The sequence below is a fragment of the Microbacterium umsixpiens genome (genome assembly GCF_053543675.1).
Genome location: NZ_JBLVOH010000199.1, coordinates 12,084 through 31,386 on the forward strand (window position 1 = coordinate 12,084; position 19,303 = coordinate 31,386).

The 19,303-nt window shown below is 68.5% G+C and carries 21 protein-coding genes; 9 read left to right on the plus strand and 12 right to left on the minus strand.

Annotation, left to right across the window (positions count from 1 at the left end; all coding sequences use genetic code 11):
* From ACNPM4_RS17595 to ACNPM4_RS17620, 6 genes are all read right to left on the minus strand, one after another.
* Nucleotides 1-379 (minus strand): preprotein translocase subunit YajC (locus tag ACNPM4_RS17595; RefSeq protein ID WP_448986537.1); only part of this gene is annotated, 379 nt, incomplete at its 3' end.
* Nucleotides 380-451: 72 nt separating this feature from the next.
* On the minus strand, nucleotides 452-1,477 hold the full coding sequence (gene ruvB, locus ACNPM4_RS17600) for a Holliday junction branch migration DNA helicase RuvB (protein WP_029263318.1): 1,026 nt from the start codon (nucleotides 1,475-1,477) through the stop codon (nucleotides 452-454).
* Entirely contained in the window at nucleotides 1,470-2,090 is a 621-nt protein-coding gene (gene ruvA, locus ACNPM4_RS17605) for a Holliday junction branch migration protein RuvA (RefSeq protein ID WP_448986538.1), read from the minus strand. The genes ruvB and ruvA overlap by 8 nt, the downstream gene beginning before the upstream one ends.
* Nucleotides 2,091-2,117: 27 nt before the next feature.
* The gene (gene ruvC / locus ACNPM4_RS17610) at nucleotides 2,118-2,684 is read right to left on the minus strand and encodes a crossover junction endodeoxyribonuclease RuvC (protein ID WP_029263316.1); all 567 of its coding nucleotides are present in this window, start codon (nucleotides 2,682-2,684) and stop codon (nucleotides 2,118-2,120) included.
* A gap of 45 nt (nucleotides 2,685-2,729) precedes the next feature.
* The gene (locus ACNPM4_RS17615) at nucleotides 2,730-3,491 is read right to left on the minus strand and encodes a YebC/PmpR family DNA-binding transcriptional regulator (RefSeq protein WP_029263315.1); all 762 of its coding nucleotides are present in this window, start codon (nucleotides 3,489-3,491) and stop codon (nucleotides 2,730-2,732) included.
* Between the two features lie 108 nt (nucleotides 3,492-3,599).
* On the minus strand, nucleotides 3,600-4,202 hold the full coding sequence (locus ACNPM4_RS17620) for a hypothetical protein (protein ID WP_105709977.1): 603 nt from the start codon (nucleotides 4,200-4,202) through the stop codon (nucleotides 3,600-3,602).
* A 68-nt stretch (nucleotides 4,203-4,270) separates the two neighbouring features.
* Between ACNPM4_RS17620 and ACNPM4_RS17625 the strand changes: the two genes are divergently transcribed.
* The 4 genes from ACNPM4_RS17625 to ACNPM4_RS17640 all read left to right on the plus strand — a co-directional run bounded on the left by ACNPM4_RS17625 (nucleotide 4,271) and on the right by ACNPM4_RS17640 (nucleotide 9,191).
* Nucleotides 4,271-5,665: a pyridoxal phosphate-dependent decarboxylase family protein gene (locus ACNPM4_RS17625; RefSeq protein ID WP_448986539.1), complete on the plus strand. Its 1,395-nt coding sequence runs from the start codon at nucleotides 4,271-4,273 to the stop codon at nucleotides 5,663-5,665.
* Between the two features lie 93 nt (nucleotides 5,666-5,758).
* Nucleotides 5,759-6,706, plus strand: a complete 948-nt coding sequence (locus ACNPM4_RS17630) for an aminoglycoside phosphotransferase family protein (RefSeq protein ID WP_400858518.1) — start codon at nucleotides 5,759-5,761, stop codon at nucleotides 6,704-6,706.
* 359 nt (nucleotides 6,707-7,065) lie between these two features.
* Nucleotides 7,066-8,436 carry a reverse transcriptase family protein gene (locus ACNPM4_RS17635; protein ID WP_448986540.1) on the plus strand — a complete coding sequence of 457 codons (1,371 nt, stop codon included), beginning with the start codon at nucleotides 7,066-7,068 and terminating at the stop codon, nucleotides 8,434-8,436.
* A gap of 74 nt (nucleotides 8,437-8,510) precedes the next feature.
* Nucleotides 8,511-9,191 carry a carboxylesterase family protein gene (locus tag ACNPM4_RS17640; RefSeq protein WP_448986541.1) on the plus strand — a complete coding sequence of 227 codons (681 nt, stop codon included), beginning with the start codon at nucleotides 8,511-8,513 and terminating at the stop codon, nucleotides 9,189-9,191.
* Here the strand turns inward: ACNPM4_RS17640 and pdxT are convergent.
* Together pdxT and pdxS are read right to left on the minus strand one after the other, a co-directional pair.
* Complete coding sequence (pdxT, locus tag ACNPM4_RS17645; protein ID WP_448986542.1) at nucleotides 9,188-9,799, minus strand: pyridoxal 5'-phosphate synthase glutaminase subunit PdxT; 612 nt, start codon at nucleotides 9,797-9,799, stop codon at nucleotides 9,188-9,190. The two genes, ACNPM4_RS17640 and pdxT, sit on opposite strands and share 4 nt — an antisense overlap.
* Entirely contained in the window at nucleotides 9,789-10,682 is an 894-nt protein-coding gene (gene pdxS / locus ACNPM4_RS17650; RefSeq protein WP_448986543.1) for a pyridoxal 5'-phosphate synthase lyase subunit PdxS, read from the minus strand. The genes pdxT and pdxS overlap by 11 nt, the downstream gene beginning before the upstream one ends.
* A 90-nt stretch (nucleotides 10,683-10,772) precedes the next feature.
* Here pdxS and ACNPM4_RS17655 point away from each other — a divergent pair, with 90 nt between their 5' ends.
* Both ACNPM4_RS17655 and pdxY read left to right on the plus strand, forming a co-directional pair.
* Nucleotides 10,773-12,080 carry an aminotransferase class I/II-fold pyridoxal phosphate-dependent enzyme gene (locus tag ACNPM4_RS17655; protein ID WP_448986544.1) on the plus strand — a complete coding sequence of 436 codons (1,308 nt, stop codon included), beginning with the start codon at nucleotides 10,773-10,775 and terminating at the stop codon, nucleotides 12,078-12,080.
* A 45-nt stretch (nucleotides 12,081-12,125) separates the two neighbouring features.
* Entirely contained in the window at nucleotides 12,126-12,977 is an 852-nt protein-coding gene (gene pdxY, locus ACNPM4_RS17660) for a pyridoxal kinase PdxY (RefSeq protein ID WP_029263306.1), read from the plus strand.
* On the opposite strand, the gene ACNPM4_RS17665 is transcribed toward pdxY, so the two are convergent.
* The 4 genes from ACNPM4_RS17665 to ACNPM4_RS17680 all read right to left on the minus strand — a co-directional run bounded on the left by ACNPM4_RS17665 (nucleotide 12,955) and on the right by ACNPM4_RS17680 (nucleotide 17,472).
* Entirely contained in the window at nucleotides 12,955-13,542 is a 588-nt protein-coding gene (locus ACNPM4_RS17665) for an HIT family protein (RefSeq protein ID WP_448986545.1), read from the minus strand. The two genes, pdxY and ACNPM4_RS17665, sit on opposite strands and share 23 nt — an antisense overlap.
* On the minus strand, nucleotides 13,539-15,464 hold the full coding sequence (gene thrS / locus ACNPM4_RS17670) for a threonine--tRNA ligase (protein WP_448986552.1): 1,926 nt from the start codon (nucleotides 15,462-15,464) through the stop codon (nucleotides 13,539-13,541). Before thrS ends, ACNPM4_RS17665 begins: the two co-directional genes overlap by 4 nt.
* A gap of 170 nt (nucleotides 15,465-15,634) precedes the next feature.
* Nucleotides 15,635-16,318: a response regulator transcription factor gene (locus tag ACNPM4_RS17675; protein WP_448986546.1), complete on the minus strand. Its 684-nt coding sequence runs from the start codon at nucleotides 16,316-16,318 to the stop codon at nucleotides 15,635-15,637.
* A complete protein-coding gene (locus ACNPM4_RS17680) occupies nucleotides 16,315-17,472 on the minus strand; it encodes a sensor histidine kinase (RefSeq protein WP_448986547.1) in 1,158 nt (385 codons plus the stop codon). Before ACNPM4_RS17680 ends, ACNPM4_RS17675 begins: the two co-directional genes overlap by 4 nt.
* A gap of 165 nt (nucleotides 17,473-17,637) precedes the next feature.
* Here ACNPM4_RS17680 and ACNPM4_RS17685 point away from each other — a divergent pair, with 165 nt between their 5' ends.
* From ACNPM4_RS17685 to ACNPM4_RS17695, 3 genes are all read left to right on the plus strand, one after another.
* Nucleotides 17,638-18,588: an alpha/beta fold hydrolase gene (locus tag ACNPM4_RS17685; protein WP_448986548.1), complete on the plus strand. Its 951-nt coding sequence runs from the start codon at nucleotides 17,638-17,640 to the stop codon at nucleotides 18,586-18,588.
* 34 nt (nucleotides 18,589-18,622) lie between these two features.
* A complete protein-coding gene (locus ACNPM4_RS17690; protein WP_448986549.1) occupies nucleotides 18,623-19,033 on the plus strand; it encodes a DoxX family protein in 411 nt (136 codons plus the stop codon).
* Between the two features lie 39 nt (nucleotides 19,034-19,072).
* Nucleotides 19,073-19,303, plus strand: a 231-nt coding sequence (locus tag ACNPM4_RS17695) for a deoxyribodipyrimidine photo-lyase (protein WP_448986550.1), incomplete at its 3' end; no start/stop codon positions are given.

A 19,303-nucleotide genomic window follows, 5' to 3' on the forward strand; every position in this document is an offset into this window, starting at 1 on the left:
CGAGGCGAGCGCGCGTCTCCTCGGGGGTCTCGAGCGCGGGGGCGGCCGCCTCGTCGACGGCCGGCTCCTCGATCACATCGACAGGTGCGTCGACGATCGCGTCCTTGGGCTCGACGACGCGGAGGATCGCCTGGCTGTGGACGTCGATGATGGTGCCCGGCGCGATCTCGACGAGCGCGGGCGTGTCGAGGTCGTCGGGGTCGTACGAGACGATCGTCCCGTAGATGCCGCCCTGCAGGAGCACCTTGGCACCGGGAACGGTCTTGGTCGCCTTCTCCTCCTGCTCGGCCTTCATCTGCTTCGTGCGCTTGCGCGTGTTGAAGATCATGAAGACGAGGAGGACGGCGAGAAGGCCGAAGAGCAGGAATTCCATGGGCATGGGGGAAGCGCCTTTCTCAGGTGCACGCTCCAGCCTTTGGGCGCGCGAAGGTAACCGGGAAGTCTTCAGTGATTATAGGTCATCCAACTTAAGCATCCCGTCCGGATGCGCGACGCCGAGATGCGCGTACGCCTCCGGCATCGCCACACGACCGCGCGGCGTGCGTCCGAGGAAGCCGATGCGAACGAGGTACGGCTCCACCACGCTCTCCACGGTCTCGCCCTCTTCGCCGACCGCCACGGCGAGCGTGCTCAGGCCGACCGGTCCTCCGCGGAAACGGCGGACCAGCGCCTCCAGCACCGCGCGGTCCAGCCGGTCGAGGCCGATCGCGTCGACGTCGTAGAGTTCGAGCGCCGCGCGCACGTCATGGATCGTGGCCCCGCCCTCGCCGTGTACGAGGGCGTAGTCGCGGACCCGGCGCAGCAGGCGGTTCGCGATGCGGGGGGTGCCTCGGGAGCGGCGTGCGATCTCGGAGAGCGCATCGGTCGGCACGTCGACGCCGAGGACCGCGGCCGAACGGGCGATGACCTGCTCGAGCTCGGACTCGTCGTAGAACTCCAGGTGTCCGGTGAATCCGAATCGGTCGCGCAGCGGATTCGGCAGCAGACCGGATCGCGTCGTGGCCCCGACGAGTGTGAAGGGAGAGAGCTCGAGCGGGATGCTCGTCGCTCCGGCGCCCTTGCCGACCATGATGTCGATCCGGTAGTCCTCCATCGCCAGGTACAGCATCTCCTCTGCGGAGCGCGCCATGCGATGGATCTCGTCGATGAAGAGCACTTCCCCCGGCACCAGGCTGGAGAGCAGGGCTGCGAGGTCGCCGGCGTGCTGGATCGCCGGGCCGCTCGACATGCGCAGCGGCCGCTCGCTCTCGTGGGCCACGATCATCGCCAGCGTCGTCTTCCCGAGCCCCGGGGGGCCGGCGAGCAGGATGTGGTCGGCAGGACGGCTCTGGATGCGCGCAGCTTCGAGCAGCAGCTGCAGCTGTCCGCGCACCTTCTGCTGTCCGACGAAATCGCCCAGGCTGGTCGGGCGCAGTGCGCCCTCGATGGCGAGCTCGGTCTCGTCGGAGGGTTCGGTCGCGTCGAGGGGGTCAGCCACGAGCCTGGCCTCCCTGCGCGGGGCCGAGGAGCGCGAGGGTGCGTCGCAACAGCAGGGCCACGGTCGCCCGCTCGGCCTCCGTCGCCTCGGATGCCGTCTGGGCTGCCGCCTCGGCGGCGACCTTCTCCGACCAGCCGAGGCCGACCAGCGCCGCGGCCACCTGCGTGACCACGTCGGTGCCGCCCGACATCACGGGCCTCGACGGTGCCGCGATAGCCTGCACCTTGCCGGCCAGCTGCAGCACGATGAGTTTCGCCGTCTTGGGCCCGATGCCGGAGACCCTCCGGAACGGCGCGTCGTCTTCCGCGGTCACGGCTTCGGCGATCTGATCGCCCGTGAGGTGCGAGAGCACCCCCAGCGCCGACTTCGGTCCGACACCGGTCACGCTGATCAGCAGTCCGAAGATCTCCAGCTCGCTGCGATCCGCGAAGCCGAACAGGGAGAGCGAGTCCTCGCGGACGATCAGACTCGTGTGCAGGAGGAGCTTCTCCCCCACGGTCGCGGTGTGTGCGACGTCGGCAGGGACGGCGACGGCGAACCCGACACCGCCCACGTCGATGACGACCTGATCGGACGTCGCATGCAGGACGACGCCGTGCAGTGAGGAGATCATCCCCTCAGCCTAGGGCGTGGTTCGGACCTATGTTCGAGCGACACGCTTCTCGGCGTCCGCCCAGGCCCGTTGCGCCGGAGTCAGCGACCCCTGCCCGGATGCAGTGGGTCCGCCGCGACGCCAGGCGTGGCACAGCGCGATCGCCAGGGCGTCCGCGGCGTCAGCCGGCTGCGGAAGCGCATCCAGGCGCAGAATGCGCGCGATCATGGTCTGCACCTGCCGCTTGTCGGCCGCACCGTAGCCGGTCACGGCGGCCTTGACCTCGCTCGGCGTGTGCGTGGCGGCGGGCAACCCGGACTCGGCCGCGATCAGCAGCGCGACTCCGCTGGCCTGAGCCGTCCCCATCACGGAGTGGGTGTTCTGCTGGGCGAAGACACGCTCGACCGCGACCGCGTCCGGGCGGTGCTCAGCGATCACGGCGCGGATGCCAGCGGCGACGATCGCGAGACGATCGCCGGTCTCCGCGTCCGGCGATGACCGGATCACTCCCACGTGCACCAGCGTGCCGCGACGCGAAGGATCGACGTCGACGATCCCGACACCACAACGCGTGAGCCCGGGGTCGATGCCGAGCACGCGCAGAGAGGAGGTCACTCCCCCAGGCTAGGCGCGCGAGGAGACACCGGCCGTCCGGCGCGCCTACGCGTCGTCGTTCTCGAGCTCGGCCTGCACCTCGGCCGACAGGTCGAAGTTGGTGAACACGTTCTGCACGTCTTCGCTGTCTTCGAGAGCATCGATCAGGCGGAAGACCTTCCGAGCGGTGTCGGCGTCGATCTCGACCTTGAGGTTCGGGACGAACTCGACGTCCGCCGACTCGTAGTCGATCCCGGCTTCCTGCAGCGCGCTGCGCACGGCCACCAGGTCGGTCGCCTCGGTGATGACCTCGAAGCCCTCGGCATGCGGCTCGATCTCCTCGGCTCCCGCCTCGAGCGCCGCCATCATGACGTCGTCCTCGGTGGTTCCCTCGGAGCCGACGACGATGACGCCCTTGCGGCTGAAGTTGTAGGCGACGCTGCCGGGGTCGGCCAGAGTCCCACCGTTGCGACTGAGGGCCGTGCGGACTTCAGCGGCTGCGCGGTTCTTGTTGTCGGTCAGACACTCGATCATGAGGGCGACGCCGTTGGGTCCGTAGCCCTCGTACATGATCGAGAGATACTCGACGGCTTCGCCACCGATGCCCGCACCGCGCTTCACCGCGCGGTCGATGTTGTCCTTGGGGACGGACGTCTTCTTGGCCTTCTGAACGGCGTCGAAGAGCGTCGGGTTGCCCGCCAGGTCGGGTCCGCCGAGCTTCGCGGCGACCTCGATGTTCTTGATGAGCTTGGCCCAGGACTTCGCGCGCCTGGAGTCGATGATGGCCTTCTTGTGCTTCGTGGTCGCCCACTTGGAATGCCCGGACATAAGTCTCCGCTCGTCGTATCCGCCCCGGAACGTGCCCAGGGCGTCGTCCATTCTATCGAAAAGCCGCGGTCGACCGAGCGGCGTCCACCGCGGCCGTCCGCGCAGCCCTCATTCGCGCGGGTCGCGGCCCTGCAGGGTCACCGGGGCCGCACCGATCTGCAGCAACATGCGCGATTCATCGCCGCGCGCGACGCGCACATGTTCGGTGATGTACCCCGCGACCTCGTCGCTCGGCTCACCCTCGGCACAGGTTCCGACCGCGGTGTTCGCCTGCCGGACGAGCGCCATCATCATGGGGACGCGCTGGAGGAGGCGATCGGCTTCCTCCGGCTTGCCGACCGCTTCGGCGATCGCCCGCTCGCCCTTCGTCTGGTAGTCGCAGGCGAGCACGTGGGCTGCTCCGAACGCGGCCTGGTCCCGCAACGGGGCGGTGGGATCGTGCAGGGCGTAGTAGCGGGCGACCTCGTCACGGAGCCACGGCACCAGCGGCAGGAGAGACTCCTGCGTCGCCTGATCGAGTTCTCCGCCCTGCAGCACCGGCTCCATCGCCGCCACGACCGCGTCCATCCATCCGCGCAGCGCAGTGGTGCGCGCCTCGTCTTCGGCGGCCCCGTTGATCATCGCCGACGCGCGATCGTAGACATGCAGTCGCTGCAGATTCATGTAGAGGTTGTTCAGGCCGATGAGTTGCCATTCCCGTGCGCCGATCATGCGCTCAACCCTACCGAGGCGTCGCGCGACCTCTGGCGCGAGAAGACACCCGGGTGTAGGCCTGAGGCATGAACGAGATGGCTCCTGACGACAGGTCGCGCGCACTGGATACCGCGCATCACGCCGCCCTCCGCTTCCTCGACTCGGTCGCCGAGCGACCGGTGTGGCCACGGGCTTCACTCGACGACATGCTGACGGCCTTCGGCGGCCCGCTCCCGGAACACGGCATGGATCCCGCGACTGTGGTCGAGGAGATGACCGTGCTCGCCGATCCCGGCCTCGTCGCGATCCCCGGCGGCCGGTTCTTCGGCTTCGTGATCGGTGGCACCCATCCGGCCGCCCTCGCCGCCGACTGGCTCGTCTCGGCGTGGGATCAGAACTCGGGCTCGTCGACCCTCACACCCGCCACGGTCGCGATGGAACGCGTCGCCGGGCAGTGGATGCTCGACCTCTTCGGCCTCCCCGCGACCGCCAGCGTCGGTTTCGTCACGGGCGGGCAGCTCGCCAACTTCACCTGCCTCGCCACCGCTCGACATGCGGTGCTGGCGCGCGCAGGGTGGGACATCGCCGAGCAGGGATTCCACGGTTCTCCCCCGCTGCGGTTCGTCGTCGGCGCGGACCGGCACGGGTCCATCGACCGCGCCGCACGCTTCCTGGGGATCGGGCGGGCGGAACTGACGGTCGTCCCGTCCGACGATCAAGGGCGTATGAGCCCGGATGCGCTCGAGCAGGCTCTCGCCGGCGGCGACGGCCCCCTCATCGTGTGTCTGCAGGCGGGAGAGGTGCACACCGGCGCCTTCGACGACTTCGCCGCGCTGATCCCCATCGCGCGGCGTCACGGCGCCTGGGTGCACATCGACGGCGCGTTCGGGCTGTGGGCGGCGGCGTCTGCCGGGTTGAGCCACCTCACCGCGGGGATGGCGGATGCCGACTCCTGGGCGACGGACGCCCACAAGACTCTGAACGTGCCCTACGACTGCGGCATGGCGATCGTGCGCGACCCGGCGGACTCCATCGCGGCGTTCCGCACCGGAGGCGACTATCTGATCTATTCGGGGCTCGACCCGTGGGATGTGACGCCCGAGCTCTCGCGACGCGCCCGCGGGGTTCCCGCGTGGGCCGCGCTGCGCAGTCTCGGACGCTCGGGCATCGCTGAGCTGATGGACCGTCTGCACGCGAACGCCGTCGCGATGGCTGCGGGGCTCCGATCCGTGGAGACAGTGGAAGTCATCAACGACGTCGTCTATACCCAGGTCATGTTCCACCTCGGCTCCGACCGGGCGACGCGCGCGCTCGGCGCGGCGATCCTCACCGAGGGGACGGCGGCCATGACGGGTGCCGAGTGGGGCGGCCGTGCGGCCCTGCGATGCTCGATGTCGTCGTGGGCGACCACCCCGGAGGATGTCGACCGCACCGTCGAGGCCATCCGCGGCCTGGTCGCCGCGGGTTCACGCGCCGAATGATCGAGATCGTTGGCCCTTCCGCCGGCTGCTGCTAGCGTCGAGGAACCCGTGCCCCGGGGATGCCGCGACGCTGCGAGCGAAGGGAACGACACGATGAGCGCAGGCGCCGATCGCCTTCGACCGGAGTGGACCGCACTCCCCCTGGTGCTGCGCGCGCGCATCGTCGACGTGATCGGAGGACGATTCGTCCGCGATGAACCGGCCCAGAGCGGATTCAGCGCGTCCTACGCGGGAGTGGTCACCACCACGAAGGGAAAGGCCTTCGTGAAGGCCTGCGCGCGGGACTGGCATCCTGATTCCCTGCACTTCCTCCGTACCGAGATGCAGGTGCTCGCGACGCTGCCACCGACGGTCGCCCCGGCAGTGCTGGGCGAGGTCGACGAGACTGCCGGTTCCGCGCTCGTGCTCGAAGCGATCGACGGACACCATCCCGGCAGCCCCTGGTCGGCGGATGATCTGCATTCGATCGCTGCGACCCTCCGCATCGTCGCCTCGACGAAAGCGCCGCTCGACCTGCCTGACGCGGCCGACAGCATGTCCGACTTCACCCGATGGGAGGTTATCTCCCTCGATGAGCGTCTGCTCGCAGGTCTCCCGGCCATGGTGCGTGGGCGGATGACCGACCTGCTGCGCATCGAACAGGGCTTCCGTGCTGCGGTCGGCGGAGACGTCATCGCCCACGACGACGTGCGGGCCGACAACATCCTCATCAGTGATGGGCACGCACGATTCGTGGACTGGCCGCACGCCCGCCGCGGAGCCCCCTGGATCGATCTCCCCTGTCTGCTGCCGAGCGTCGAGGCATCCGGCGGTCCCGCGTGCGAAGAGACATGGCCGCTGTTCGAAGAGCACGGAGCCCCGCCCGTTCACGACATGCTGCCGGTCATCTCGGGCTTCGCGTCTTACCTCTGGTTCGCCCAGGCGCAACCGGAGATACCGCAGCTTCCCGGACTCCGCGCGTTCCAGCGGGCGCAAGCCGGACCCGCGCTGCGGTGGCTCGCCGCCCTGCTGCAGGTTCAGGATCGCGCGGCGTCGAGGTAGGTCAGCACGGCTCGCACGCGACGGTTCTCCGCCGGCCACCTCGGTGCGCCCGCCGGAAATGATCGGTCACGGCAGACCATCAGGGCCGCGTAGTCGCGGCTGATCGCCGGGGGCTGCGGACGACGCCATCCGGACGTTGGTGTTCCTTGCTATCGTGGCCGCGTGCGATGGCTTGCGGACGAGGCGAGTGGTTCACGACGTGTTCCGCTCTCTCCGGGGTCACCCCGGGGTACGCAGTCTGACCTGGAACGAACGCCGCAGGCGCCTTACTGCGCTTCGCGCAGACCGGTGCCCGCACTGACGGACGAGTCGTACGCAGGCCATCGCACGCCCGGCGCCCGCTCCACGGCTGCCCTCTGATGGCGCCCTCCACCGCATCACGCGTGCTGGGGCGCACGCCGCGACCGTTGCCGTCGTTGGTGGCCGCCTCTCTGGCCGACGCTTTCCTCGCCTCAGAGGTCTGGGCGAAGGAGCAGCTCGTCGAGGCCGGCGCGTACGTCATGGGAGCGCGTCGCCGTTGGCTCTCTCCGCTCGTCGGTGACGTGTTGACCTCCTTCGTCCGCCCGCCTGTCGATGCCCCGCGACTGCTGACGTCGGTGATCCTCCGTTCGCCCGATTTCGCAGAAGCGGTGCGCAAGGCCGACGAGCGCCGTTCGCCGCTGCGCATCCACCACCGCGTAGTCGGTCCATCGGCGTCGCAGCCGCCCTCGGGCGCTCTTCCCCGTATCGACAGCATCTCGGATCTCGCCGCCATGCTCGATCTGGACGTCGGCCGGCTCCAGTGGTTCGCCGACACCAAACATTGGAATCGGCGCGCGCGCACAGGGGCCTTGCACCACTACCGGTACGAGTGGCGCACACGGCACGGGCGGATCCCCAGGTTGCTGGAGATCCCGGAGCAACGGATGCGCCGTGTGCAGCGCAGTCTCCTGGAACAGGTGCTCGGCCTCATAGCCGTGAACGATGCCGCCCACGGTTTCATGCCCGGTCGCAGCGCGGCCACCGGGGCGGCGCGCCACACGGGGGCCGACATCGTCATATCCCTCGACCTCACTACTTTCTTCTCGCGCGTGACGGGCGGTCGCATATACGGAACACTTCGGCAGTCGGGACTGTCCGAACCGGTCGCGCACGTCGTGACCGGGCTGTGCACCAACGCCGTTCCTCCGCGCGTGCTTGCGGCCATGCCACCGGGCGGATCATCCGACGAGCGGTTCGCCCTGCGTCGGGCTCTGGCCACGAGTCATCTGCCGCAGGGCGCTCCCTCCTCGCCGATGCTTGCCAACCTCGCCATTCGGCGCCTGGATTCACGGCTGACGGGATGGGCGGATGCCGTCGATGCGACCTACACGAGATACGCCGATGACCTCGCGTTCAGCGGCGGTCCGAGACTCGCGAAGCGACCTGATGCCTTCATCCGTGGTGTGCAGCGGATCATCGGCGACGAGGGGCACGTTGCCAACCCGCACAAAACGAGGGTCCGACGCCAGGGCGTCAGGCAGAGCGTGACCGGAATCGTCGTCAACCAGCGAACGAATGTCTCACGGGACGACTACGACCGGCTCAAGGCGACCATCCACAACTGCGTCGTGCACGGTCCGCGCAGTCAGAATCACCGCCGACTCGACGATTTCCGTGCACATCTGCTCGGCCGCATCTCGTGGGTCGAGAGCCTGAACCCACAGCGAGGCGCGAAACTCCGTGCGGAGTTTCTGCGTATCCGTTGGTGACCGCTGCGATCGGGCACGAGTGGCTAAGTGACCCTACCGTCGGACGACCCGTACGGATGGCGCAGGATGGAGGCATGCGCAGATCACGACACATCGCTCCTGCCGTTCGCACGTCGGACGTCCGCGACGACGCGCCGACTCCGGCAGATGTGCTGCGGTACCTCGTCCACCTTCCGGATGACTATGACTCCGATCCGGGCAGACTCTGGCCCCTCGTGCTGTTCCTGCACGGAGCGGGCGAACGAGGTTCCGACCTCGACCTCGCCGCGGTGCACGGCCCGCCGCGGTTGGCGGATGAAGGTCACGAGTTCCCCTTCGTCCTCGTCACCCCGCAGTGCGGTGAGTCGAGCCAGTGGGTCGCGGAGCTCTCGACCCTGTCCGGGCTGGTCGACGAGGTCGTCTCGACGCACCGTGTCGATCCGGCCCGCATTTCGGTGACCGGGCTCAGCATGGGCGGCTTCGGGACCTGGAGCCTGGCGGTGCGCTATCCCGAACGGTTCGCCGCTATCGCACCGATCTGCGGTGGGCTCTGGATGCAGAGTGCTGAGCCGATTCGGCACCTGCCCGTCTGGGCTTTCCACGGCGACGCCGACGATGTCGTGCCGATCTCCGCCACGGAGGAGATCACCACCGAACTTCGGACGCTCGACGCCGACGTGCGGTTCACGCGATATGCGGGCGTCGGTCATGATTCCTGGACCGAGACCTACGACAACCCCGAGCTGTACGACTGGCTACTCTCCCACCGGCGCTAGCGCACGGACGTCCCGGCACGGGTCCGGGCCTTGTCGAGGAAGCGCTCGTGGAAGCGCGTCTCGCCATCGACCTCCGGGTGGAAGCTCGTTCCGAGCAGGCTGCCCTGCTCGACGGCGACCACCGTGCCGTCCGCGAGCGATGCCAGGACGTCGACACCGGCGCCCACACGCTCGACCACCGGGGCGCGGATGAACGTCGCGCGCACCGGAGGCTCCCCCAGCGCGGGGACGTCAAGTTCCGTCTCGAACGACTCCGTCTGGCGCCCGAACGCGTTGCGACGGACATCGACGTCCATTCCGCCGAAGGACTCCTGGCCGTCGATCCCGTCGAGCACCGTGTCCGCGAGCAGGATGAGTCCGGCGCACGTCCCGTAGACCGGGAGCCCTGCATCGATCGCGGTGCGGATCGGTTCCTGCATCCCGAAGATGCGCGACAGCTTGTCGATCACGCTGGACTCGCCGCCGGGGATCACGAGGCCGTCGACGGAAGAGAGGTCTTCCGGTCGGCGCACCAGCACGACGTCGGCGCCCAGATGCGCGAGCAGGGCGGCGTGCTCGCGCACGTCGCCCTGCAGCGCGAGGACTCCGACGCGGGTGTTACCAGCCACGCTCGGCGAGACGGTGCGGCGCCGGGAGGTCACTCACGTTGATGCCCACCATCGCCTCGCCGAGCCCGCGAGAGACCTCGGCGATCACCTTGGCGTCGTCGAAGAACGTGGTCGCCTTGACGATGGCCTTGGCACGTTCGGCGGGGTTGCCCGACTTGAAGATGCCCGAGCCCACGAACACGCCGTCTGCTCCGAGCTGCATCATCATCGCGGCGTCCGCGGGGGTCGCGACTCCTCCGGCCACGAAGAGCACGACGGGGAGCTTGCCGGTCTCGGCGATCTCGGCGACCAGCTCGTAGGGCGCCTGCAGTTCCTTGGCGGCGACGTACAGCTCGTCCTTGGGCAGCGCAGCGAGGGCCGCGATCTCCCCACGGATCTTGCGGATGTGCTTCATCGCCTCGGAGACGTCGCCGGTGCCGGCCTCGCCCTTGGAGCGGATCATCGCGGCGCCCTCGTTGATGCGGCGGAGTGCCTCGCCCAGATTGGTCGCACCGCATACGAACGGCACGGTGAACTGGTACTTGTCGATGTGATTCACGTAGTCGGCCGGCGAGAGCACCTCGGACTCGTCGATGTAGTCGACGCCGAGCTCCTGCAGCACCTGGGCCTCGACGAAGTGTCCGATGCGCGCCTTCGCCATCACTGGGATCGAGACCGCGTCGATGATGCTGTCGATCATGTCGGGATCGCTCATCCGCGAGACCCCACCCTGGGCACGGATGTCGGCCGGCACGCGCTCGAGCGCCATGACGGCCACGGCGCCCGCGTCTTCGGCGATCTTCGCCTGCTCAGCGGTGACGACGTCCATGATGACGCCGCCCTTGAGCATCTCGGCGAGGCCGCGCTTGACGCGCGAGGATCCGGTGGTTGTCTGCTCGGTCATGGGGAACTCCTGTCGGATGCACCGAAGTGGGTTTTGATCTAGATCAAACGTAGCACTGTCCGATTCGACCTAGAATCGCTGAGGAGGATCATGAGCGACCAGATCACAGGTACCACCGCGTCGGAGATCGCCGACAGCGTGCGTTCGCTGCGCGACCGCGGATCCCTGCAGCCCGGTAGTCTCCTCCCCCCGGTGCGCGAGCTGGCCGCGACCCTCGGCGTGAATCGCAACACCGCCGTGGCTGCGTACCGCCAGCTCGCTCAGGCCGGTCTCGTGGTCTCGCGCGGGCGTGCCGGCACCGTGGTCGCGGGCCACGAAACCGTGGCGCAGGAGGGTTACGCCCCCGACACTGTCCTCCGGGACATCGGCACCGGCAACCCGGACCCACGCCTCATCCCCGATCCGGCACCCGCACTGATGACCATCGCCTCGCGCCCCGTCCTCTACGGCGAGCCCGTGATCGATCGTGGTCTCGAGGATTGGGCACGGCGGTGGATCGCCGCCGACCTCGACGACGTCGACTTCCGCATCACCGTCACCAGCGGTGCCGTCGACGCCGTGGAGCGGCTGCTCGCGCAGGCACTGATGCGCGACGACGCCGTGGCGCTCGAGGACCCGTGCTTCCTGGCGAGCATCCACACGGTGCGACTCGGCGGATACCGGGCCGTTCCGGTGCCGGTCGACGCCGAGGGCATGACCGTCGACGGGTTGCGTGCGGCATTGGACGCCGGAGTCCGCGCGATCATCTGCACCCCGCGCGCGCAGAACCCCACCGGAGCGAGTCTCACCGCGACGCGGGCCGCCGAACTGCGAGCGGTACTGGCCGACCACCCCTACGTGCTGATCATCGAGGACGACCATTTCTCGATGCTGTCGCAGCGCCGGTACGAGTCGCTCATCGGTCCCGACCACCGTCGGTTCGCGCTCGTGCGCTCCGTGTCGAAGTTTCTCGGACCCGACATGTGCCTCGCGATCGCGGCGACCGATGCCGAGACGGCCGAACGGCTCGCGATGCGTCTGAGTCCCGGCACCACGTGGGTGAGCCACCTGCTGCAGCGTCTCGCGCTGACCCAGCTGACCGACGACGCCGTGATGACCGAGGTCGCCGCAGCGGCCGCCCACTACGCCGAGCGGAATGCCGCCTTCGCAGAGCGCCTGCGCGCCGGCGGTATCGATGCGACAGCATCCGACGGCATGAGCCTGTGGGTCGCGCTGCCGCAACCCGCGCGTCTCGTCGCCGATCGGCTGATGCGCCGCGGGTGGCTGGCCCGCACCGGCGACGACTTCGCGCTCGACGACCGCGCAGAACCGTCCCACCATCTGCGCCTGACCGTGCACGACCTGTCCGATGATGAGGCCGAGACCCTCGTCGCCGATCTCGTCGCCGCCGGGCGATGACCATCCTCGCGGGCACCCGCCTGCCCTGAACGAAAGAGCCGGAGAATGAAGATCCTCTCCATCCAGTCAGCCGTCGCCTACGGGCACGTCGGCAACTCCGCCGCGGTGTTCCCCCTGCAGCGCATCGGCGTCGAGGTGCTACCGGTCTACACCGTGAACTTCTCCAACCACACCGGATACGGCGCCTGGCGCGGACCGATGATCGCTCCGGACGACGTCCGCGAAGTCATCACCGGCATCGAGGAGCGTGGCGTCTTCGGCCAGATCGACGCGATCCTCAGCGGCTACCAGGGCGGCGAAGGCATCGGAGACGTGATCATCGACGCGGTCGCCCGTGTGAAGTCCGCGAACCCGAGCGCCGTCTACGCCTGCGACCCGGTCATGGGCAACGCCAAGTCGGGGTGCTTCGTGGCCCCGGCGATCCCGGTTCTGCTGCGAGAGCGCGTCGTCCCGGTCGCCGACATCATCACGCCGAACCAGTTCGAGCTCGGCTTCCTCACCGACACCGAGCCGGACACGCTCGAGTCCACCCTCGCCTCCGTCGACCTCGCCCACGCGATGGGTCCGAGCACCGTGCTGGTGACGAGCGTCGAGCGGCCCGACCGCGAAGAGGGCACCATCGAGATGCTCGCCGCCGACGCGCAGGGCGCCTGGCTGGTGCAGACCCCGCACCTGCCGATGAAGGCGAACGGCTCCGGGGATGTGACCGCGGCACTGTTCACGGCGCACTACGTCGAGACCGGCAGCGCGAAGATCGCTCTGGAGCGCACGGCATCCAGCGTCTACGACCTGTTGAAAGCCACACTCGAATCCGGTGAGCGCGAGCTGCAGCTCGTCGAGGCGCAGGAGTTCTACGCGAACCCGCAGATGCAGTTCACCGCCCGTCAGGTGCGCTGAGCTCCTCCGCAGCAGGCTCCGACGCCGGCCAGGCGTTCGCCACGGCCTCCCGCACCTCGCCGAGGAGCTGCGGAAGCGCCTTGGTCTTCGCGATGATCGGGAAGAAGTTGGCGTCCGATGTCCACCGCGGCACCACGTGCTGGTGCAGGTGGGCGTCGACGCCGGCGCCCGCCACCGCGCCCTGGTTCATGCCGATGTTGAAGCCGTCGCAGCGTGACACCTCGCGCAGCACACGCATGGCCGTCTGTGTGAGGGCACCGATCTCGGCGACCTCGGCGGGCGTCGCCTGGTCGTACGTGGCGATGTGGCGATACGGGCACACGAGCAGGTGCCCCGAGTTGTACGGGAACAGGTTCAGCAGCACGTAGGCCGTCTCGCCGCGCGCCACGACCAGCCGCTCCTCGTCCGGGAACTTCGGCGCCTCGCAGAACGGGCACTCCTCCCGCAGCGGCTCCGGCCCCGCCTGGATGTAGGCCATCCGGTGCGGGGTCCACAGCCGCTGGAACTCGTCCGGAACGCCGGCGAGGCGCCCGGCGTCTTCCAGCGGCCGCTCCCCCTCGGTCACGCCAGGTCCCCTGCCTTCAGCACGAGCGCGTGCGAGGCGATGGCGGCGCTGATCCGACGTACCGCATCCGCCACCGGGACGCCGTTCTCCTGCGTCCCGTCTCGGAAGCGGAACGACACCGTGCCCGCGGCTCGATCCTGCTCCCCGACGATGAGGATGACGGGGACCTTCGCCGTCGTGTGGTTGCGGATCTTCTTCTGCATGCGGTCGTCGGAGTGATCAACGTCGGCCCGGACGCCCGCCTCGCGCAGCTGCGCGATGACGTCGTCCAGATAGTCTCCGTACTGCTCCGCGACCGGGACGCCGACAACCTGACTGGGCGCGAGCCAGAGCGGGAAGTCGCCGGCGTAGTGCTCGAGGAGGATCGCGAAGAAGCGCTCGACCGAACCGAGGAGCGCGCGGTGGATCATGACCGGCCGGTGCTTCTGCCCGTCGGGTCCGGTGTACTCCAGCTCGAACCGGTCGGGCTGGTTGAAGTCGAGCTGGATGGTCGACATCTGCCAGGTGCGTCCGATCGCGTCGCGTGCCTGTACGGAGATCTTCGGACCGTAGAAGGCGGCGCCGCCGGGGTCGGCGACGAGTTCGAGTCCGGACTCGATCGCGACCTCACGCAACGTGTCGATCGCGGGGGTCCACTGCTCCGGCTCGCCGAGGAACTTGGGGTTCCCCACCTCGTTCGTCGACAGTTCGAGGTAGAAGTCGTTGAGGCCGTAGTCGCGGAGCAGGTCCAGGACGAGGTTCAGGTTCGTCGTGAGCTCTTCCTTGACCTGGTCCTGAGCGACGTAGATGTGGGCGTCGTCCTGTGTCAGGCCACGCACGCGGGTCAGACCCGACAGCGTCCCACTCTTCTCGTAGCGGTAGACCGTCCCGAACTCGGCCAGACGCAGCGGCAGCTCGCGGTAGGAACGCCCGCGCGAACGGAAGATGAGGTTGTGGAACGGGCAGTTCATCGGCTTCAGGTAGTAGTCCTGCCCTTGACGGGTGACGTTGCCCTCCTCATCGACGACCTCGTCGAGGTGCATCGGGGGGAACATGCCGTCCGCATAGGTCTGCAGGTGACCCGACGTCATGAAGAGGTCCTTCTTCGTGATGTGCGGGCTGTTCACGAGGTCGTATCCGTTGCGCAGCAGGTGCTTGCGCAGGTTCTCCTCGATCTCGTAGCGGATGATGCCGCCCTTGGGGTGGAACACCGCGAGTCCGGAGCCGATCTCGTCCGGGAAGGAGAACAGGTCCATCTCGGCACCGAGCTTGCGGTGATCGCGGCGCTCCGCCTCGGCGATGCGCTCCTGGTAGGCACGCAGCTCGTCCTTGGTCGGCCACGCCGTGCCGTAGATGCGCTGCAGCTGCGGGTTCTTCTCGCTGCCGCGCCAGTAGGCGGCGGCGATGCGGGTGAGGTCCCAGCCGTTGCCGATCATGCGCGTGTTGGGCAGGTGCGGCCCGCGGCAGAGGTCCTTCCAGACGACCTCGCCATCGCGGGTGGTGTTGTCGTAGATCGTCAGCTCACCCTCGCCGACCTCGACGGAGGCCCCCTCGGCGGCTTCCTTCCCGCCTTTGAGCCCGATGAGCTCGAGCTTGAACGGCTCGTCCGCGAGCTCGGCGCGCGCCTCGTCGTCGGTCACGACACGGCGGACGAAGCGCTGGCCCTCGCGGACGATGCGCTGCATCTCCTTCGTGATGGCCTTGATGTCGTCAGGCGTGAACGGGGTCTCCACGCCGAAGTCGTAATAGAACCCGTCGGTGATGGGCGGGCCGATGCCGAGGTTCGCCTGCGGGTTGATGCGCTGCACCGCCTGCGCCAGCACGTGGGCAGCCGAGTGGCGGAGGATGTTCAGCCCATCCGCACTGTCGATCGTGACCGGCTCGACCTCGTCGGTGTCGGTCACGGTCGTGGCGAGGTCCTTGAGATCGCCGTTGACGCGCATCGCGACGACGTTTCGGTCAGTGAACAGGGCGAAGCCATCGTGCGGCCGGGCGTTTTCAGGCACAGAAACTCTCCATCTGGGTCGGTGTCCAGGTTACTCGCATGATCACGGGGTCCTGACCGCTTCGCGACGGTGTCGGACACCCTGACCGGTGCTGCCGTCGGTCACCCTCAGCCCGGCTGGTCGGCGCCGCGCGAGGGGACGATGATCCCCGACTCGTACGCGTGGATCACGAGCTGCGCACGATCGCGTGCGTGCAGCTTCGACATGATGCGGTTCACATGGGTCTTCGCGGTGTGCGGTGAGATCACGAGGCGGTTCGCGATGTCCTGGTTCGACGCCCCGCCCGCCACGAGCAGCAGCACCTCGCGCTCCCGCTCCGTGAGCTGTCGCAGCGGCTCGGTATGCCAGGCATCGGCTCGCGGATGCTGCGGCAGCACGGAGCGCTCGATCAGCGACCGTGTTGCCGCCGACGACAGGAGAGCCTCACCGCGGTGCACCACTCGCACGGCGCTGACGATGTCGTCCGGCTCGGCCCCTTTGCCGATGAAGCCACTCGCACCGGCGCGGAGTGCGGCGACCACGTAGTCGTCCTCCTCGAAGGTCGTCAGGATGAGCACGCGGGTCGCGGTGGACTGCGCCGCGCTCATGATCTGCGCGGTGGCGGCGATGCCGTCGAGCTCCGGCATCCGGATGTCCATCACGACGACGTCCGGCATCGACTCGCGCACCGCAGTGACCGCCTCACGCCCGTTCGCTGCTTCGCCCACCACTTCGATGCCGCCGTCGACGAAGATGTCGCGGACCGCCTGCCGCACCAACGGCTGATCGTCGACGACGAGCACCCGGATCATCGTGCACCTCCGTCGAGGGGGATCCGCACCTCGAGGCGGAAAGCGCTTCCATCGCGGCCGGTCTGCACATCTCCCCGGACCGCGACGACGCGCTCGCGCAGTCCACGCAGCCCGTGGCCACCCGCACGCGACACCACCTCGGATTCCGTCGCCACCTGGTTGTCGACGACGACACGGAGCGACCCGCCGTCCGCTCGGAGCCGCACGGTCGCCGCGCCATCCGCTCCGTGCTTGTGCGCATTCGTCAATCCTTCGAGGACCACGAGGTAAGCCGCATGATCACTGGCCGGCGACAGAGCAGGCCGATCGGGATCGTCCTGGAGATCGACGCGCAGCCCCGCCTCGCGGAACTGCACGACCAGCTCGTCGAGACCGGCGAGGCCGACCTGCGGACGAAGGTCGCGAACATCATCCGGATCGTCGGAGCGCAGCAGCGCCATCAGCCCACCGATGTCGGCGAGCACGGTGCGAGAGGAACGGCGGATGCTACTCAGCGCCTCCCGCGCACGCTCCGGGCGGGTCTCCAACGCGGATGATGCGACGCCGGCATTGAGACTGATGACCGAGATCTGGTGCGCGACCACGTCGTGCAGATCGCGGGCGATGCGCACCCGTTCTTCGGCGACACGTCGTCGCGCTTCCTCGTCCCTCCCCCGCTCGGCCCGCTCCGCGCGTTCGGTCATGGCGGAGACGAACTCGCGTCGTGACCTGGTCGCGTCCCCCAGCGCTCCGGCGAGGGCGATGATGAAGACGAACTGCAGCGCGCGGGCATCGAAGAGATCCCCGCCGAGCGGGATCGCGTTCGAGAAGAAGACCATAGCCGTCGCCGAGGTCACGGAGATGATCCCGACGAGTCGCCCTCGACGGTCCACGACGGCGAAACCACTGATCGCCATGGCGATGAGCGCGCTCGGCGACAGGACACCCGCGAATGCCAGGACCACTGCGCACAGCAGGCTGACGACGAGCACGACGAGGGGATGCCGGCGGCGGAACGGCATCGCGGCCGCGGGGACGAGGGCGACGACGAGCAGCCATCCGGTCGCGCGGAACGCCTCGTCCGGGAAGGGTGACACGGCGAACACGACCACCACGACCACAGCGATCAGGTCGGAGAGCGGCGCCGCGATTCCTGGAGGACGAGGTGCCGGCATCACACCAGTATTCACCGCGACGCCGACTCCCGGATCCTCCGCCGGGATGAGCTGTGTGTACTGCGATCGCAGTACACGTTTGTCTGCGGCAGGGCGACGCGGCGGCGGATGCCGCGCGGCACGCTGGGATGAGGGCGCACAGCGCGTGCGCCGAGAGAGGTCGGCATGAAGAAGCCCGTCAAGAGAGTGCTCATCGCACTCACGTCCGTCGTCGTCGTCATCGCGGTCGGACTGGTGGCCACCACGGTCGGCAATGCGGTGGCGACCGCGGTCGAACAGGATCGCATCGAGCCGTACGGGCAGAAGGTCACCGTGGACGGGCACGAGATGAACGTCATGATCACCGGTGAGGGCTCGGAGGACATCGTTCTCCTCCCGGGTTTCGGCACCGCATCTCCCGTGCTCGACTTCGAGCCGCTCGTCACCGAGCTGGCCAAGGACCATCGCGTGATCGTCGTGGAGCCGTTCGGCTACGGGTTGAGCGACGGGACGGATCGCGCCCGCACCACCGACAACATCGTGTCCGAGACGCACTCCGCCCTGCAGGAGCTCGGCGTCGACGACTACGTCTTGATGGGGCATTCCATCGCCGGCATCTACGGCATCCAGTTCGCGAACCGCTACCCCGATGAGGTGCGGGCGTTCGTCGGAATCGACAGCAGCGTCCCCGGACAGCCCGGCTCGGACACCGAGCTGCCCGTCGGACTCTTCGGCGCGGCGAAGAACCTGGGGCTCGTGCGACTCATCGCGTCGTTCCGCGGCACGGGTTACGACGAGTCCGTCTACTCCGCAGACGTGCAGGAGCAGATCGCCCTGCTCACCAATCGGAACACGCTGAGCCCCACCTACCTGAACGCGATGTCCCTGCTCCACGCGAACTTCGAGGATGCGCTCGGCACGAGCTTCCCCGAAGACCTCCCCCTGCTGCTGTTCGTCGTGGCCGACAATCCGACGGTCCCCACCTGGGTGGATCTGCACGAGGAGCAGGCCGCGGCCGTCGACGATGGAACGGTCGTGCCGCTCGATGGGACGCACTACCTCCACCACACGCACACGCCGGAGATCGTCGACGGGTTCCGCTCGTGGGAGCGCACCAGGATGCCCGCCGCGGAGTGACGCCGGAGCTCTGGACATCACGTAACGTGAACGGATGGACAGAGCAGTCGCACGATGGATCCTGGCGGTCGCGCTCGGCGCGATCGGCGTCGGCCACTTCCTCAGCACCCGCGGGTTCCGGGTCGTGGTGCCCGATTGGGCCACTCGCCTGACCAGGCTCGACAAGGACACGATCGTGATCGCCTCGGGCGCCGCAGAGGTCGCGCTCGCGGCGGGGCTCCTCGCGCTACCGAAGGAGCGCCGCCGCATCGGCTGGGCGACGGCCGCATTCTTCGTCGCCGTGATGCCCGGGAACATCCACCAGTGGCAGACCAAGCGCTCGACGCCGGGACTCGACACGGATGCTCGACGATTCGGCCGGCTGTTCCTGCAGCCGATTCTCATGCTGTGGGCGCTGTGGTCGACCGGCGGCGAGACACCCCGCCGAAACCACCGTCGGCGTTGAGAGACGGACCATCCCCGTGAGCTCGAAGAGAATGGTCCCATGACATCCCCCTCGCTGGTGTGGTTCCGCGACGACCTCCGCCTCGCCGACAATCCGGCGTTGCGCGCGGCGATCGATCGAGGCGAACCGGTCATCGCGCTCTATGTGCTCGACGAGGAGTCGCCGGGCATCCGCCCCCTCGGCGGCGCAGCCCGCTGGTGGCTGCACCACTCGCTGGCGTCGCTCGACGCGCGTCTCCGTGAGCGCGGCGGGGCACTCGTGCGGCGGCGC

Excerpts from the sequence above, each read along its gene's own strand:
- ruvA (WP_448986538.1), bottom strand. The coding sequence starts at position 2,090 with ATGATCTCCTCACTGCACGGCGTCGTCCTGCATGCGACGTCCGATCAG.
- ACNPM4_RS17615 (WP_029263315.1), bottom strand. The coding sequence starts at position 3,491 with ATGTCCGGGCATTCCAAGTGGGCGACCACGAAGCACAAGAAGGCCATC.
- ACNPM4_RS17620 (WP_105709977.1), bottom strand. The coding sequence starts at position 4,202 with ATGATCGGCGCACGGGAATGGCAACTCATCGGCCTGAACAACCTCTAC.
- ACNPM4_RS17625 (WP_448986539.1), top strand. The coding sequence starts at position 4,271 with ATGAACGAGATGGCTCCTGACGACAGGTCGCGCGCACTGGATACCGCG.
- ACNPM4_RS17630 (WP_400858518.1), top strand. The coding sequence starts at position 5,759 with ATGAGCGCAGGCGCCGATCGCCTTCGACCGGAGTGGACCGCACTCCCC.
- ACNPM4_RS17635 (WP_448986540.1), top strand. The coding sequence starts at position 7,066 with ATGGCGCCCTCCACCGCATCACGCGTGCTGGGGCGCACGCCGCGACCG.
- ACNPM4_RS17640 (WP_448986541.1), top strand. The coding sequence starts at position 8,511 with ATGCGCAGATCACGACACATCGCTCCTGCCGTTCGCACGTCGGACGTC.
- pdxS (WP_448986543.1), bottom strand. The coding sequence starts at position 10,682 with ATGACCGAGCAGACAACCACCGGATCCTCGCGCGTCAAGCGCGGCCTC.
- ACNPM4_RS17655 (WP_448986544.1), top strand. The coding sequence starts at position 10,773 with ATGAGCGACCAGATCACAGGTACCACCGCGTCGGAGATCGCCGACAGC.
- pdxY (WP_029263306.1), top strand. The coding sequence starts at position 12,126 with ATGAAGATCCTCTCCATCCAGTCAGCCGTCGCCTACGGGCACGTCGGC.
- thrS (WP_448986552.1), bottom strand. The coding sequence starts at position 15,464 with ATGCGCGTCAACGGCGATCTCAAGGACCTCGCCACGACCGTGACCGAC.
- ACNPM4_RS17675 (WP_448986546.1), bottom strand. The coding sequence starts at position 16,318 with ATGATCCGGGTGCTCGTCGTCGACGATCAGCCGTTGGTGCGGCAGGCG.
- ACNPM4_RS17680 (WP_448986547.1), bottom strand. The coding sequence starts at position 17,472 with ATGCCGGCACCTCGTCCTCCAGGAATCGCGGCGCCGCTCTCCGACCTG.
- ACNPM4_RS17685 (WP_448986548.1), top strand. The coding sequence starts at position 17,638 with ATGAAGAAGCCCGTCAAGAGAGTGCTCATCGCACTCACGTCCGTCGTC.
- ACNPM4_RS17690 (WP_448986549.1), top strand. The coding sequence starts at position 18,623 with ATGGACAGAGCAGTCGCACGATGGATCCTGGCGGTCGCGCTCGGCGCG.